Here is a 14,737-nt window from a genome sequence, read left to right as displayed (position 1 = left end):
GTCACGGTGTACGGTGACGTGGTGACGGTACTGAGTCACATCACTTTCTTCTTGCCCTCGGGAGGGCTGTCATGCGTGTTTTCGTCACCGGCGCCAGCGGTCATATCGCCTCCGCCGTCATTCCCGAACTGCTCGGCGCCGGACACGAGGTCGTCGGCCTCGCCCGGTCCGAGAACTCCGCGGCGGCCGTGAAGGCCCTGGGGGCCGAGGTGCGCCGCGGTGACCTGAACGACCTGGACGGCCTGCGGGCGGCCGCCGCCGATGCCGACGCCGTCGTCCATCTCGCCTTCGACCACGCGGCGATGGCCGCCGGGGACATGGCCGGGGCGGCGGCCACCGACCTCACCGTGGTGCGGGCGTTCGGCGAGGTGCTCGCGGGGACCGGCAAGGCCCTCATGGGCATCGGCATGGGGCACGGCGACGGCAACGAGCACCTCGGCGCGCAGTACGGCGCCAATCCGCGATCGGCCACGGGGCGGCTGTTCGGCGAGCTCGCCGAACAGGGGATCCGCAGCGTGCTCGTCGGGATTCCGCCGGTCGTGCACAGTACGCGGGACCGGGCCGGGTTCCTGCCGATGCTGATCGGGATCGCACGGACCACGGGGGTCTCCGGCTATGTCGGAGACGGTACGAACCGGTGGTCCGCCGTGCACACGCTGGACCTCGCGCGGCTCTACCGGCTGGCCCTGGAGAAGGCGCCGGCGGGGGCGGAACTGCACGCGGCGGCCGAGGAGGGTGTCGCGGTGCGCGAGATCGCCGAGGCCATCGGGCGGCGGCTGGGGATCCCGGTGGAGAACGTTCCGGAGGACCGGCGCGCCGAGCACTTCGGGTTCTTCGGGGCGTTCGTGTCGCTGGACGTGCCGGTGCGGAGTGAGCGGACGCGGGAGCTGCTGGGGTGGGAGCCGGTGGAGGCGGGGCTTGTCGCGGATCTTGAGGAAGGGCACTACTTCGAGGGGGAGTGAGGGAAGCGGGAGGGAGGGGGACCGCCGGGGCCGGTGCGGCGCCGGTGGGGCTGGTCGCACCCGCCCGCCGCAGCCCCGTGTCGGTGCGGTCCCGGGCCCCGGGGCGGCCGCCGTGCCGTCGGCCTGAGCGCTCCGGCCGCTGAGGAGTCACGGCCGGCGCCTAGAGTCAGGGCTGACGGAAGGAGCCCCCGTGGCCGGTCAGCCCATCCCCGTGATCATCGACTGTGACACCGGTGTCGACGACGCCCTCGCCCTGCTGTTCGCCGTCCGGCATCCGGGGCTGGAGCTGCGGGCGGTGACCTGTGTCGCCGGGAACACGGATGTGGACGGCGTGGTCCGCAACACCCTGACCGTGCTGGAGCGGGCCGGGGCCGGGGACGTACCCGTGGCCCGGGGTGCCGAGCGGCCGTTGATCGAGGCGGCGCGGTCGGCGCGGCATGTGCACGGGACGGACGGGATGGGGGATCTCGGGCTGCCCGCGCCGGCCCGGCGCCCCGCCGACGTCGACGCCGTCACCCTGCTGCGCCGGGAGATCCTCCGCTCGCCCCGCCCGGTCACCCTCGTCCCCACCGCCCCGCTCACCAACATCGCCCTGCTGCTGCGCATCCACCCGGAGGTGACCCGGAACATCGAGCGGATCGTCTTCATGGGCGGCGCGGTCGCCACCGGCAACGCCACCCCGGTCGCCGAGTTCAACGTCTGGCACGACCCCGAGGCGGCCGCCGTCCTGCTCACCGCCGGAGTGCCGATCACCATGTACGGCCTGGACGTCTTCCAGCGGGTCGTGGTGCCGGGGCGGGAGGTACGACGGCTGCGCGCGAGCGCGGAACCGGGGGCCCGGCTCGCCGGGGAGCTGCTCGCGCACCGGCCCGCCGCCCCCGGCTCCGACGGGGACGACGATGCCGCCGGCGGCCTCGGGGACGCGGGCGCGGTGTGCGCCGTGGCCGATCCGGGCGGTCTGACCACCCGGCTCCTTCCGGTCGAGGTCTCCCTCGCCCCGGGGCCGGGCCGGGGCCAGACCGTCGTCGACCGCCGCCCCCGCCCCGGCGAGGCCGAGATCCACGGCGGCGCCCGCGAACCGGCCATGGTGGACGTGGCGTTGGACGTCGACGTGGCACGGTACGTGAAGCTGTACCTGGAGACCGTCGCGGGCGGGCGGGCCCAAGCCGACTGAGAACACCCTTGTCCGCGTCCAAGGGGACGGGTGGAGACCGTCAACAGTCTCCAGGGCCTGTTCGGCGGTGGCGGCGCCCCGTCCTTCGGGCAGTGGCGGCACCTGGTGCGGCCCCGCCTCGGCGGCCCGGCGGACCGGCTGCTCGCCGGACCGCTGCCCGGGCGCGGCTGCCTGCCGGACCTCCTCACCCCCACCCCGGGCATGGACTCGCAGACCGGCGGGGTCACCTCGTACCGCTACGGTCGGAGCGGCAACGTGCTCACGCGGTTCACACCGGACGACACCGTGTACAGCTGCGACTGGACGCCGGTCTGGTCCCTCCGCAACCGCTGACCCACGGGGAACGCACGTGCGCCCCGGCCGTCCACGACGGCCGGGGCGCACGCGGGTGCCCGAAGGGACCCGAGGGGCCCCGATGGGACCCACCAGGGGTCAGGCGCGGGTCGTCCTGCGGCGCCGGGTCGCGACCACGATCGCGCCGCCACCGGCCAGCAGCAGGGCCGCGCCGCCGGCGATGTAACCGGTGCTGGAGCTGGCGCCGGTGTGCGCGAGGTCGCCGCCACCGCCGGAGTTCGTGCTGGGGGCCGACGCCGGGGAGGTCGTCGACTTGGACGGGGTGGGCGACGCGTCGGCCGTGGCGGTCACCGAGCTCTCCGAGGGCGCCGGGGTGGTGGTCTCCGCGGCCGGCGGGGTGGACGCCTCGGCCGGGGTCGACTCCGAGGCGGAGGGCGACGGGGACGGCGAGGACGACTCGGTCGTCGAGCAGTCCTTCGTACCGCCGTTCCAGGACGCGATCAGCTTGTCCTTGATGACCGGGTGGTCCGGGCCGGCCGGCAGGTCACCGTGCTCGAAGCCGTCGTGCGCGTCCTTGTTCCCGTCGAACTTCGTCGCGCCCCGGTAGAGGTCGATCTGCGCGAAGCAGCCGGCGTCCGGGACCGCGATGTCGAGGGAGTCGGTCTGGCCCTGCTTGACCGTCACCGAGTCGAAGTCGAGGAAGATCTGCAGGCCCGAGGTGGCGAAGGACGAGCCGTGGGCGAGGTAGGAGGCGAGCGACGCGGTGCAGGAGGCGGCGTCGGCGGCGGCGCGGACCTTGATGTGGACCTTGCCGTCGTCGGTGACCTTCAGGTTCTGGTCGTCGACCTTCACCGAGTCGAAGAAGTTCGAGCCGTCGATCGAGAACTGGCACTTGTCGGTGCCGGTCTCCGTCCCGGCGCCGGTGCCGGGGCTGTAGTGGCCGCCCGACTTCCAGCCGTCACCGCCGGGGGTGCCGTGCGCCCAGGCGCCGGACGCGCCGGCGACGGAGGCGGCGCACAGGGCGAACGACGCTACGCCCGTCCCCAGCAGGCGACGCGCGGTGACATGTCTGGCTATGGACATGGATATCCCATCCGTGGGGTGCTCATCTCTCGCCACCCGGCGATGCCTGTCGCGAGGAGCGGGCGGGCGGCGGGCGGGCGGCGGAAAGGCAGCGGAAAGCGAAGAAACACCGGGCCCATTGGTCACATGCGCCACAGTGTGCCGCCCATGGTGGTTGGCCTTGCCGAACCCTGTCAACCTGCCTCGGATCAGGGGCTGTTCAGGGTTCAACACAACTCCCTCACACAGGGAACGATCCGTTCCGGGCGGTGTGAAGTTTCGCTTTCTCGGCAATATGGACAGACTTCCTCTCGGTGTTTCTCCGTCCGATCGGTGGCTCTCCGTCCGAAAGTCCGAAAGGAACGCGCGTGGTCGACCTCTCCTCCAGGAACCCCGACTGGTGGCGTCAGGCCGTGATCTACCAGGTGTATCCGCGCAGCTTCGCCGACGCGGACGGCGACGGACTCGGTGACCTCAGGGGCATCACCGGGCGGCTCTCCCATCTGGTAGCGCTCGGCGTGGACGCCCTGTGGCTCAGCCCGTTCTACCCGTCGGAGCTCGCCGACGGCGGCTACGACGTCGCCGACCACCGGAACGTCGACCCGCGCCTGGGCACCCTGGACGACTTCGACGCGATGGTGGCCGAGGCGCACCGGCTGGGCCTGAAGGTGATCGTGGACATCGTCCCCAACCACACCTCGCACCTGCACCCCTGGTTCCGGGAGGCGCTGCTGTCCGGCCCCGGCTCCGCGGCCCGGGAACGCTTCGTCTTTCGGCCCGGCCGCGGTGCGCACGGCGAACTCCCGCCCTCCGACTGGCAGTCGGTGTTCGGCGGCAGCGCCTGGCGCCGGGTCCCGGACGGCGACTGGTACCTGCATCTCTTCGCCCCCGAGCAGCCCGACCTGAACTGGGAGCACGAGGAGGTCCGCGCCGACTTCCGCACCACCCTGCGCTTCTGGTCCGGCCGGGGCGTGGACGGCTTCCGCGTCGACGTGGCGCACGCCCTGATGAAGGACCTCACCGAACCGCTGCGGGACGTGGCGGAGTTCGGCCCGACCGGCGAGGAGGCGCTGGAGCGGGTCCCGCCCGGCACCCACCCCTACTGGGACCGTGACGAGGTGCACGAGATCTACCGCGACTGGCGCAAGATCTTCGACAGCTACAGCCCGCCCCGCACCGCTGTCGCCGAGGCCTGGGTACCGGACGCCCGGCGGGCCCTGTACGCCCGCCCGGACGAACTCGGCCAGGCCTTCAACTTCGAGTATCTGAAGACCCCTTGGGACGCGGAGGCGCTCCGCGAGGTCATCACGGCATCCCTCGCCACCGCCCACGCGGCCGGCGCCTCGGCCACCTGGGTGCTCTCCAACCACGACGTCGTACGGCACGCCTCCCGGCTGATGCTCCCGCCGGGCACGGACGAGAACGCCTGGCTGCTGTCCGGCGGCCGTACGCCGCCCGTCGACGACTCCTCCGGCCTCAGGCGGGCCCGCGCCGCCACCCTCCTCATGCTCGCGCTGCCCGGCTCGGCGTACGTCTACCAGGGCGAGGAACTCGGCCTGCCGGAGGCCGCCGGGCTGCCCGTCACCGTCCTCCAGGACCCGATCTGGGAACAGACCGGCCATGCCCGCAAGGGCCGCGACGGCTGCCGGGTGCCGCTGCCGTGGACGGCGGACGGTCCGTCGTACGGCTTCGGGGCCGGCGGTGCCTGGCTGCCGCAGCCGGAGTGGTTCGGGTCGTACGCCGTCGAGGTCCAGGCCGGTACGGCGGGCTCCACCCTGGAGCTCTACCGCACCGCCCTGCGGCTGCGCCGCAAGCTGGTGGAGGGCGAGACGCTGACCTGGGCCGAGGCGCCCGCGGGCGTGCTGCACTTCGCCCGGACGGAGGGCTGGCGGTGTGTCACGAACGCGTCGGACGCGCCCGTGCCGCTGCCGCCGGGCGAGGTGCTGTTGGCGAGCGTGCCGTTGCCGCACGACGGCACGCTGCCGTCCGACACCACGGTGTGGCTGGGCGCCTGACGCGACTCAGCCGGCGGCGGGGGCGGCGCCCGGGGTCACGTTCACCGCGGTGGTCTGGGTGCCGGCCCCCGTCCCGGTCCCGGTGCCTGTCCCGGTCCCGGTACCCGTTCCCGTCCCGGTGCCTGTGCCGGTTCCCGTCCCGCTGCCGTTCTCGCCCGGCAGCGCGGGCGGGCTGGTCGTGCTGTTGACCGGCGGGGTGAGGACGACCTGGGGCTGGCCCGCGGCCGGGGGCGGCGGGGTCAGGTCGGTGGCGGGCAGCTTCGGCGCGGTCGTCTCCTGGAAGAGGACCGAGGGGAAGTCGACCAGGCCGGTCTGCTCCATCACCGTGATGTGGTCGAGGACCGTGGCGTTGGCCTGGTCGGCGAGGATCCGCACCAGGGTGTTCTGGGTCGTCGAGCGGATCTTCGCGATCGTGTTGAAGATCGAACCGTGCGTCACCCGCAGGATGTTGGCGAAGTCGGTGTCGAACTTCTTGCCGCTGTCCGCTGCCAGGGTGTTGACGAACCCCTGCTGCTGCGGGGAGGCCTGGTCCGGGATGGCGATGTTGAGCATCGGCGCGATCTTGCGGCAGGTGGCGTCCAGCGCCGCGTGGCCGTCGATCAGGTGCTTGCTCGCCGTGATGACCGCCTGGGACTGGCCCTTCTTCAGACCGAGCTGGCCCACGGGGTACTCCCACAGTCCGGCCGCCCGCACCTTGACCACGAAGTCCCGGTCGCCCTCGGTCAGGGGCCCCCACTGGGTGTTGGCGATGACGCGTGTGGCCGAGCTGGAGGTGGTGCTCACGCCCAGCATGCTCGGGTAGGCGAGGGCCGCGAGGGTGAAGCTCAGAGCTCCGCCCACGAGGAGCGTTCCCGTCGCGTTCCGCGAAAAGCGCACCAATGCCTCCTGGCCGGTCGGGGGTCCCGCGAGGGCGGGGTCGGTTCGCAGGGAAGTACGTAAGGGAAGTCGCCGGAAACCTTTTGATTTGGTAAAGAACGTGTGAGGTCCGGTTCACCCCGGCGTGCCGACTTCCCATGTCTTGGCCAGGAGAGGGTGATGGTTTCCTCTGATCAGAGTGGTCATGACAAAGTCGCGGGCAGGCTTCGCCGCATGCCCCCACAGTCATCCCCCCGAGTCCCCCGGCTGCCCAACGGAGCGGCCTCGCGAGGCCCCGCCGCGCTCCCCGTCCTGCCCTACCGCAAGCCCACCAAGGGCCGCGACTACTGGGTGTTCGACGACGTCCTGCCGGACGCGGACGCCGTACGGGAGCGGTGCCTGGCCAAGGACGACTGGGTCCGGGGCTACCCGTACACCTCGGAGACCTGGCCCGGCCTGCGCACCATGCCCGGCCTGGAACCCGCCGAACTCGCCGTCGTGGAGGAGCTGGTGAGGAAGGCGACCGGGGCCGCGAGACTGTGGGTGCAGCAGGCGCCGGGCGGCGGCACGCTCAACCACAACTGCGTGCAGGTGGTCGGCGAGGGCGAGAGCGAGCCGCGGCCGCACACCGACTCGCGGGCACTGTGCCGGTACGCGGCGGTGCTCTACCTCAACCCCGGGGTGGCCAAGGACTGCGGCACCGCGTTCTACCGCCAGGCGCTGCCCGGCGGCCGGCTCGGCGGCAACATCGTGCAGGCCCCGCACAACAACCTCGTCGAGGCGCTCGGCACGCGGTTCGTCCCGGGCGACCACTTCGAGGAGGACGTCCGCGTCCCGCACAGGTACAACCGGCTGCTCCTCTACAACGCCAACCTGGTGCACAGCGCGACCGGTTACGCCGGCCGGACGCTGGAGGAGAAGCGGATGACGGCGGTGTTCTTCTGGATGGCGTGAGCGGGCACGTATGTAACGGCGCGTGTGACACGACCACGACGGGCCCGTGACGGCGATCTCCGAACTTCCCCTCCAGGGGCCGCATCGAAAGGGGTGTCCGGCAGAGAGCCGGGGAGATCGACCGCCACCGCTGGGGGACCCCATGTCGAAGCTTCGCAACCGTCGTACGAACGCCCGCAAGACCGCCCTCGCCATGACCGGCGCCGCCGCGCTGCTGGCCCTGCTGACCGCGTGCAACGGCACCGCGACCGGTTCCGTCAGCGCCGACGGCGGTACGGCGGCCCCGGCCTCCGGCGACTCCACGACGGCCGCCGGCTCGACGGGCGGCTCGGGCAGCGGCTCCTCCGGCAGCGGCTCCTCCAGCGGGGGTTCCTCCGGCACGGGCACCACCTCGGGCTCGTCCACCACCGGCGGTTCGTCGGCTTCCGGGGGCAGCTCCTCGGGCGGTTCCTCCGCCACCGGCTCGGCGCCCGCCTGCCAGGCCTCCCAGCTGGGCTACTCCTGGGCCGACCCGGGCAGCGGCACCGGCCAGCAGAAGCACGCGGTCGTGGCGTTCACCAACAAGAGCGGCCACTCCTGCACGATGTACGGCTTCCCGGGCGTCGACCTGGTCAACAGCGGTCAGCAGTGGTCGCTCCAGCGCACCAACGCCACCCCGCGGCGGGTCACCCTGGCGAGCGGCGCCGCCGCCGACTTCACGATCACCTTCCTGGTGCCGGCGCAGGGCGACTCCCCCACGTTCACCCCGACCACGGTCGTCATCACCGCGCCGAACCAGCGCACGTCGTACGACCTGCCCTGGCACGGCGGTGCCGTGGTGCTCCAGGACGGCGCCACCCACCCGGGGACGTACGTCGGCCCGGTCGGCCAGTGACCGCGGGCCCCTCGGTTCACTCCGCGGGCCCGCGGGCCGCGCAGCGGGTGGACGGCGGCCGGGTGGGCTCCCGGCGCGGAGTGTGCCGCGGCCACCTGTGACACCGGTACGGGGGCGCCCCGGGACCCGGCGCCGGAGCGGCGCCGGGAAGGCCGCGAGATCACGGCACGGATCCGCGCGCCGTGGCACCGCCCGCCCCCGGCCAGCGATAATCGCGTTATGGCACCCTCCTCGGCGGCCGCCGCGTGAACGTCACCCACCTGCACCGCCGCCTGCTGCCCGATCTGCTGTCGGTCGGGGCCGGGTACGCCCTGGCGCTGACCGGGGACTACGCGGCCCAGGCGCACGGCCTGTTCGACCGCCCCGGCCGGACCGTGGACGCGGCCACGCAGAGCCCGGAGCCCCTGCGGACGATCGCCGAGACGGTCGCGGCCGGCCTCCGGGAACGCGGCTGGCGTGTCGTCGTCCGGGAGACGGACCCCCTCTCCGCGCAGCTCGTCGTCACCGAGGCGGTCTCGGAGGAGGACGCCGAGGTCGACCTCCTCAAGGAGGCCCTCTGGCATCCGCCGGTCCGGACCGAACTCGGCCCGGTCCTCGCCCTCGACGACGTGGTCGGCATGCGGGTGTGGGCCCTGACCGACCGCGGCCTGCCCCGCGACCTCCTGATCGTGCACGCCGCCGCCGACCGCTGGACCCTCCCCGACCTCGAAGACCTCGGCCGCCGGCACGCCCGCGACACCTTCGACCTCACCGACCTGCACTCCCGCCTGACCGGCACGGACTGGATCGACGACCGGGAGTTCGCCGTCTGCGGCCTGGACGACGAGGCCATCGCCGCGCTGCGCCGGTGGGCCCAGTCCTGGGCGGACGACATCGCGGAACGCCTGATCGAGGCCCAGCCGCCGCAGGACTGACACTCGGTGTCGCGGGCATCGCGGGCGGGCCGCCGTGGTGCCGGGGCCGCGACGGCGTGGACGTGTGAAGTCGTGGGGCGCGCGGTACGGACCTAGGTGCAGGCGTGCCGTGCCGTGTCAGCCGTCGGGAGTCGTCGTGAGCAGTGTTGCCATCGTGGGGGCCGGGCCCGGGCTGGGGGCCGCCGTCGCCCGGCGGTTCGGGCGGGAGGGGTACGCGGTCGCGCTCGTGGCGCGGGACGGGGAGCGGCTCGCGGCGCTGGCCGGGGAGCTCGCCGGAGAAGGGGTGCGCGCTCATGGGTACTCCGCCGACGTCAGGGATCCGCTCGCCCTCGCGGGGGCGCTGGCGCGGGCCGCCGAGGAGCTCGGGACCGTCGAGGTCCTGCAGTACAGCCCCGTACCGCAGCGGGACTTCATGCGGCCCGTCCTCGAGACCACCCACGCGGACCTGCTCGGGCCGGTCGAGTTCTCGGTCTACGGGCCCGTCGCCGCCGTGCAGCAGGTGCTGCCGGGGATGCGGGAGCTGGGGCGGGGGACGATCCTGTTCGTCAACGGCGGAACGGCCGTCATCCCGCACCCCGACCGGGCCGGGACCTCCATCGCCTTCGCCGCCGAGAGCGCGTACGGGCATCTGCTGCACGACCGGCTCGCGGGGGAGGGGATCCATGTGGCGCAGCTGGTCATCCCGGGGGCCATCGTGGCCGGGCACCCCCGCAAGGATCCCGCCGTGCTCGCCGACAGGCTGTGGGGGATGCACCGCGACCGGCACGGGTTCCGGCACTACGCCGACGACCTGGAGAGCTGACGGCCTGCCTCGATATGCGCAAAAGGGTCGATCTGCGTGAACATCATTTGTGGGACAAAATGGTGTTCGCCTGATTGCTCCTCGCCGGGAGCCAGGGACGGCTAAGGGGGCCAGCTATGGCTGTGGAAGTATCTCCTCTCCTCAAGCCCTCCAAGCTCAGAAGTCGTGGAGGCCTGCTCGGCGAGTGCCTGGCAGAGTTCCTGGGGACGTTCGTCCTCATTTCCTTCGGGTGCGGTGTCGTGGCGATGGCCGTCGCGGCGCTGCCCGGGTCCGGGCGCGCGGAGACGCCCACGACCATCTTCCTCGCCGCCGGTGACTGGCTCCTGATCGCCTGGGGCTGGGGCCTGGCCGTGACCTTCGGCATCTACGTGGCAGGCGGCGTCAGCGGCGCCCATCTGAACCCGGCGGTGACGCTGGCGTTCGCCGCGCGCCGCAAGTTCCCCTGGGCGAAGGTGGTGCCCTACTGGGTGTCCCAGGTGGTCGGCGCGTTCGCCGGAGCCGCCCTCGTCTACCTCGTCTACCGCGACGCGATCAGCGCGTTCGACGCGGCCTCGAAGCCGCCCAAGGCCGGCGGGCACACCGAGGCCACCTTCTCGATCTTCGCCACCTTCCCGGCGCCGTACTTCCACGGCGGGACCTGGGGGCCGCTGATCGACCAGATCGTCGGTACGGCCTTCCTCGTCATGTTCGTCGTCGCGGTCATCGACCTGCGCAACACGGCCGTGGGGTCCAACCTCGGCCCGTTCGTCATCGGCCTCGCCGTCGCCGCCATCGGCATGTCCTACGGCGCGAACGCCGGCTACGCCATCAACCCCGCCCGCGACTTCGGACCGCGGCTGCTCACCTGGTTGGCCGGGTGGAAGAGCTACGCGTTCCCGGGGAACGGGGCGTGGTTCAGCGGGTACTGGTGGATCCCGATCGTCGGTCCGCTGGTCGGCGGCGTGATCGGGGTGCTGATCTACGACCTGTTCATCGGCGACATCCTGCACGCGCGGCTCAAGCTGGGCGAGTTGCCGGAACCGGGCCGCACCCGCCCGACCGCCGACGACTGACGGTCACGGCTCCCGCGGCGGCTCCGCCCGGGCGGAGCCCGACCGCGCCGGGGCCGGCTCCCGGGCGGGATTCAGGCCAGGGCGCCCGCCGGTGCGGGTGCGGCGGCGCGCAGGTGGGCCGCGTCCCGGCTCGGGGGTACGCCGAACTGGCGGCGGTACTCCCGGCTGAACTGCGACGGGTTGTCGTAGCCGACCCGCTGGCCGACCCCCGTGACGTCGCCGGGGTGGGTGGCGAGCAGCAGCCGGGCCTCCTGGAGCCGGATCTGCTTCTGGAACTGGATGGGGCTCATCGCCGTGACCGCCTGGAAGTTGCGGTAGAACGCCGAGACGCTCATGCCGGCCAGGCGTGCCACGTCCTCCACCCGGAACGGCTGCGCGTAGTGCTCGCGGATCCAGCGCACGGCTCGTGAGACATGGCTCAGCCCGCTGTCGGCCAGGCCGAGCTGGCGCACCGTCGCCCCCTGTTCGCCGGTGATCAGGCGCCACAGGATCTCGCGCTTGTACAGGGGCGCCAGCACGGCCAGGTCGCGGGGTTCGTCGAGCAGCCGCAGCAGCCGGACCACCGCGTCGAGGAGCGCGGCCGGGGCGTCGCTGACGGCGATGCCCGGCGGGGTGCCGGCGGGGGCGCGGGGGATGTCGCCGGGACCGGCCTGCAGCAGCAGTTCGGCGACGGCGGAGGGGGCCAGGGTGAGGCCGAAGCCCAGGGCCGGCCGCTCGGGTTCGGCTTGGAGGAACTGCCCGGTGACGGGCAGGTCGACGGATGCGACCAGGTACTGCCCGGGGCCGTACTCGTAGACGCGGTCGCCGAGGGCGAGGCGTTTGGCGCCCTGGGCGATCACGGCGAGCACCGTGCCGGACATGGCGGCCGCCGGTGGGCCGGCCCGGTCGACCTTCGAGATCAGGACGCCGTCGACGGCGGTGGCCGAGTCGGGGCGGGCGTGCCGGTCCAGCAGGGTGCGGAGCTCATCGAGAGGCATGCCTCCATTGCAGCATCCTCTCGGGCGTTGCTCCCGGAGCCGCGAGGATCGTGCAAGTACGAGGCACTATCGTTCTAACGTTTCCGCAGGTCAGGGCGGTTGAATGGAATCACTCCACTCCACCACCCGGAAGGAAGAAAGTCGTGATCGCGACCTATGGCTTCAACGCCGTCCTGACCGCCGCGCCCGGAAAGGCCGACGAGCTCGTCGACCTGCTGCTCACCGGCCTGGACGAGGGCAGTCCCGGTGCGAGCGAGCACTGCGTCGTCTACCTCGTCTCCCGTTCCGCCTCCGACCCCGACGTCGTGCACGTCACCGAGGGCTGGACCAGCGAGGAGGACCACCACCGGGTCTTCGCCGGGGACGCGGCCCAGGCCATCGTGGCGCGGATCCCCCCGCTGCTGGCCAAGGAGCCCGAGTACACCGACTACGTCCCGGTCCGCGGCAAGGCCGCCTTCTGACCTCCCCCACCGAGACACCCCGGAAAGCCCCCGAGACCCCCCGAAAGGCGACGACCATGACCACCGCCCGACCCGAACTGGACTCCGAGCTGCGTGAGCTGCTGGCCGGCATACCCCTCATGTCCGAGCTCACCGAGGACCTCCTCAAGGAGGTGCGTCCGTACTCCTCCACCCCCGTGGAGCCCCTGCTGGTCCACCGGAACGTCGACCGGCGCGAGACCACGGTGCCCGCCGAGGACGGTACCCCGATCCCGCTGACGATCCTCAGCCCCGTACGACCTGAGAACTCCCAGTACGACGGGCCCACCGCCGCACCGTGCGTCTACTGGGTGCACGGCGGCGGGATGGTCATGGGCGACCGCTTCTCACAGCTCGACATCCCGCTGGAGTGGCTGGACGAGTTCGGCGCCGTGGTGGTCTCCGTGGACTACCGGCTGGCACCCGAGGCCACCGGCACCACCCTGGTGGACGACTGCTACCAGGGCCTGCTCTGGGTCGCCGAACACGCCGCCGAACTGGGCGTCGACCCCGCCCGGATCGTGGTCGCGGGCGCCAGCGCGGGCGGTGGACTCGCGGCCGGCGTCACCCTGCTGGCCCGTGACCTCGGCACCCCCGCCCTCGCCGGGCAGGTGCTGATCGGCCCCATGCTCGACCACCGCAACCGCACCACGTCCAGCCACCAGTACACCGGGGTGCCCGGCGTCTGGACCGGCGAGATGAACGCGTTCGGGTGGCGTTGCGTCCTCGCCGGCCTCCCCGACGGCGAGGTGCCCGCGTACGTCTCACCCGCGCTGGCCGACGACCTCTCGGGCCTGCCGGCCACCTATGTCGACACCGGCTCCGCCGAGGTCTTCCGCGACGAGGACACCGACTACGCCGCCCGCATCTGGGCGGCCGGCGGCCAGGCCGAACTCCATGTCTGGGCGGGCGGGTTCCACGGGTTCGACGCCCTGTGTCCGCAGGCGGAGATCTCCGCCACGGCCCGCCGGACCCGCACCGAATGGCTGGCCAGGCTGCTGCGGACTCGACGGTCACCGCTCTCCTCGTGATCCTGGACTCGACGGGTCGACACCCCATCCACTCCTGGAGACGACGCCATGAACACCAGCCCCCTCCTGACCGGCCTGAGCGAGCGGCTGCCCGCGCTGCGGGCGCTGTACGAGGACCTGCACGCGCATCCGGAGCTGTCCTTCCAGGAGGAGCGGACCGCGTCCGTGGCCGCGGGGCGGCTGCGGGAGCAGGGCTGGGAGGTCACCGAGGGGGTGGGCGGCACCGGGGTGGTCGGGGTGCTGGCCAACGGGGAGGGGCCCGTCGTCCTGCTGCGGGCCGACATGGACGCGCTGCCGGTGCGGGAGGAGACCGGGCTGCCGTACGCCTCGACGAACGACGGGGTGATGCACGCCTGCGGGCACGACATGCACGTCACCTGGCTGCTGGGGGCGACCGGGCAGCTGGCGGCCCGGCGGGAGGGGTGGCGTGGCACGGTCGTCGCCGTGTTCCAGCCGGCCGAGGAGGTCGGCGGGGCGCCGAGGATGCTCGCGGACCGGTTCGCGGAGCGGTTCCCGCGGCCCCAGGTGTGCCTGGCGCAGCATGTGGCGGCGGCGCCCGCCGGGCTGGTCGGGACCCGGGCGGGGGCGCTGATGGCGGGCGCGGACAGTCTGCGGGTCACCTTGTTCGGCCGGGGTGGCCACGGGTCCACGCCGGAGGCGACCGTCGACCCGGTGGTGCTGGCCGCGGCCGTGGTGATGCGGCTTCAGACGGTCGTCTCCCGGGAGGTGGCCGCCGGCCAGCAGGCCGTCGTCACGGTCGGTTCGATCCACGGCGGGACCAAGGACAACATCATCCCGGACACCGTCGAGCTGGAACTCAACGTCCGGTCCACCACGCCGGCCGTACGGGAGCGGGTGCTGACGGCGATCGAGCGGATCATACGGGCCGAGGCGGCCGCCTCCGGCGCTCCCAAGGAGCCGGAGATCGTCCCCGTCGACTCCTTCCCGGTCACCCACAACGACCCCGCCGCGACCGAGGCGGTACAGACCGCGCAGGCCGCCGAATTCCCCGGCCTCACCTTCGAGTTGACCTCACCCGTCCCCAACAGCGAGGACTTCGGCGCCTTCGGCACGGCCCTGGACGCGCCCTCGGTCTTCTGGTTCGTCGGCGGCGCCGACCACACGCTCTACGAGGGCGTCGACCCGGAGGCCCTGATCCGCGACGGCATCCCCCCGCAGATCCCCTCCAACCACTCCCCGCGCTTCGCCCCCGTCCCCGACCCGACCATCGAGACGGGCGTACGGGCCCTGCTCGCGGCGGCGGCCCACTGGCTCGCCCCCTGACCCGCCCG

At 72.9% G+C, this 14,737-nt stretch carries 15 protein-coding genes; 12 read left to right on the top strand and 3 right to left on the bottom strand.

The genetic code is table 11. The features are described from left to right. The first annotated feature begins 71 nt into the window (after positions 1–71). The 3 genes from AB0P24_RS11005 to AB0P24_RS10995 all read left to right on the top strand — a co-directional run bounded on the left by AB0P24_RS11005 (position 72) and on the right by AB0P24_RS10995 (position 2,469). Entirely contained in the window at positions 72–962 is an 891-nt protein-coding gene (locus AB0P24_RS11005) for an SDR family oxidoreductase (RefSeq protein WP_365792426.1), read from the top strand. A gap of 190 nt (positions 963–1,152) precedes the next feature. Continuing rightward, complete coding sequence (locus AB0P24_RS11000) at positions 1,153–2,136, top strand: nucleoside hydrolase (RefSeq protein WP_365792424.1); 984 nt, start codon at positions 1,153–1,155, stop codon at positions 2,134–2,136. A gap of 30 nt (positions 2,137–2,166) precedes the next feature. Beyond that, positions 2,167–2,469: a hypothetical protein gene (locus AB0P24_RS10995; RefSeq protein WP_365792422.1), complete on the top strand. Its 303-nt coding sequence runs from the start codon at positions 2,167–2,169 to the stop codon at positions 2,467–2,469. Between the two features lie 99 nt (positions 2,470–2,568). Here AB0P24_RS10995 and AB0P24_RS10990 read toward each other — a convergent pair whose 3' ends face one another. Next, the gene (locus AB0P24_RS10990; RefSeq protein WP_365792420.1) at positions 2,569–3,513 is read right to left on the bottom strand and encodes an LAETG motif-containing sortase-dependent surface protein; all 945 of its coding nucleotides are present in this window, start codon (positions 3,511–3,513) and stop codon (positions 2,569–2,571) included. 347 nt (positions 3,514–3,860) lie between these two features. Here AB0P24_RS10990 and AB0P24_RS10985 point away from each other — a divergent pair, with 347 nt between their 5' ends. Next, positions 3,861–5,507 (top strand): glycoside hydrolase family 13 protein, encoded by a 1,647-nt coding sequence (locus tag AB0P24_RS10985; RefSeq protein ID WP_365792418.1) that lies wholly within the window; start codon positions 3,861–3,863, stop codon positions 5,505–5,507. Between the two features lie 6 nt (positions 5,508–5,513). On the opposite strand, the gene AB0P24_RS10980 is transcribed toward AB0P24_RS10985, so the two are convergent. Further along, a complete protein-coding gene (locus AB0P24_RS10980; protein WP_365792416.1) occupies positions 5,514–6,347 on the bottom strand; it encodes a DUF4142 domain-containing protein in 834 nt (277 codons plus the stop codon). A 249-nt stretch (positions 6,348–6,596) separates the two neighbouring features. Here AB0P24_RS10980 and AB0P24_RS10975 point away from each other — a divergent pair, with 249 nt between their 5' ends. The 5 genes from AB0P24_RS10975 (at position 6,597) to AB0P24_RS10955 (ending at position 10,958) form a co-directional block, all read left to right on the top strand. Beyond that, on the top strand, positions 6,597–7,316 hold the full coding sequence (locus AB0P24_RS10975) for a DUF6445 family protein (protein WP_365792414.1): 720 nt from the start codon (positions 6,597–6,599) through the stop codon (positions 7,314–7,316). Positions 7,317–7,458: 142 nt separating this feature from the next. Then, on the top strand, positions 7,459–8,190 hold the full coding sequence (locus AB0P24_RS10970) for a DUF4232 domain-containing protein (RefSeq protein ID WP_365792412.1): 732 nt from the start codon (positions 7,459–7,461) through the stop codon (positions 8,188–8,190). A 245-nt stretch (positions 8,191–8,435) separates the two neighbouring features. Beyond that, positions 8,436–9,104, top strand: coding sequence for a hypothetical protein (locus AB0P24_RS10965; protein ID WP_365792410.1), 669 nt, complete (start codon positions 8,436–8,438; stop codon positions 9,102–9,104). 136 nt (positions 9,105–9,240) lie between these two features. Further along, the gene (locus AB0P24_RS10960) at positions 9,241–9,906 is read left to right on the top strand and encodes an SDR family NAD(P)-dependent oxidoreductase (RefSeq protein ID WP_365792408.1); all 666 of its coding nucleotides are present in this window, start codon (positions 9,241–9,243) and stop codon (positions 9,904–9,906) included. Positions 9,907–10,022: 116 nt separating this feature from the next. Further along, the gene (locus AB0P24_RS10955; protein WP_365792407.1) at positions 10,023–10,958 is read left to right on the top strand and encodes an MIP/aquaporin family protein; all 936 of its coding nucleotides are present in this window, start codon (positions 10,023–10,025) and stop codon (positions 10,956–10,958) included. Positions 10,959–11,029: 71 nt separating this feature from the next. Here the strand turns inward: AB0P24_RS10955 and AB0P24_RS10950 are convergent, their stop codons facing one another. Continuing rightward, on the bottom strand, positions 11,030–11,935 hold the full coding sequence (locus AB0P24_RS10950; RefSeq protein ID WP_365792405.1) for an AraC family transcriptional regulator: 906 nt from the start codon (positions 11,933–11,935) through the stop codon (positions 11,030–11,032). 143 nt (positions 11,936–12,078) lie between these two features. Between AB0P24_RS10950 and AB0P24_RS10945 the strand changes: the two genes are divergently transcribed. The 3 genes from AB0P24_RS10945 to AB0P24_RS10935 are packed head-to-tail and all read left to right on the top strand — an operon-like array spanning position 12,079 to position 14,729. Beyond that, positions 12,079–12,396, top strand: a complete 318-nt coding sequence (locus AB0P24_RS10945; protein ID WP_365792403.1) for an antibiotic biosynthesis monooxygenase — start codon at positions 12,079–12,081, stop codon at positions 12,394–12,396. Between the two features lie 56 nt (positions 12,397–12,452). Beyond that, complete coding sequence (locus tag AB0P24_RS10940) at positions 12,453–13,445, top strand: alpha/beta hydrolase (protein WP_365792401.1); 993 nt, start codon at positions 12,453–12,455, stop codon at positions 13,443–13,445. A 48-nt stretch (positions 13,446–13,493) separates the two neighbouring features. Continuing rightward, positions 13,494–14,729, top strand: coding sequence for an amidohydrolase (locus AB0P24_RS10935; RefSeq protein ID WP_365792399.1), 1,236 nt, complete (start codon positions 13,494–13,496; stop codon positions 14,727–14,729). The last annotated feature ends 8 nt before the right edge of the window (positions 14,730–14,737 follow it).

It is taken from the genome of Streptomyces sp. NPDC086519 (assembly GCF_040686075.1).
Classification (GTDB): Bacteria; Actinomycetota; Actinomycetes; order Streptomycetales; family Streptomycetaceae; genus Streptomyces; species Streptomyces shenzhenensis.
The sequence above is the reverse complement of the archived record's forward strand: the minus strand, read 5'-3'. Positions and strand labels throughout refer to the sequence as shown.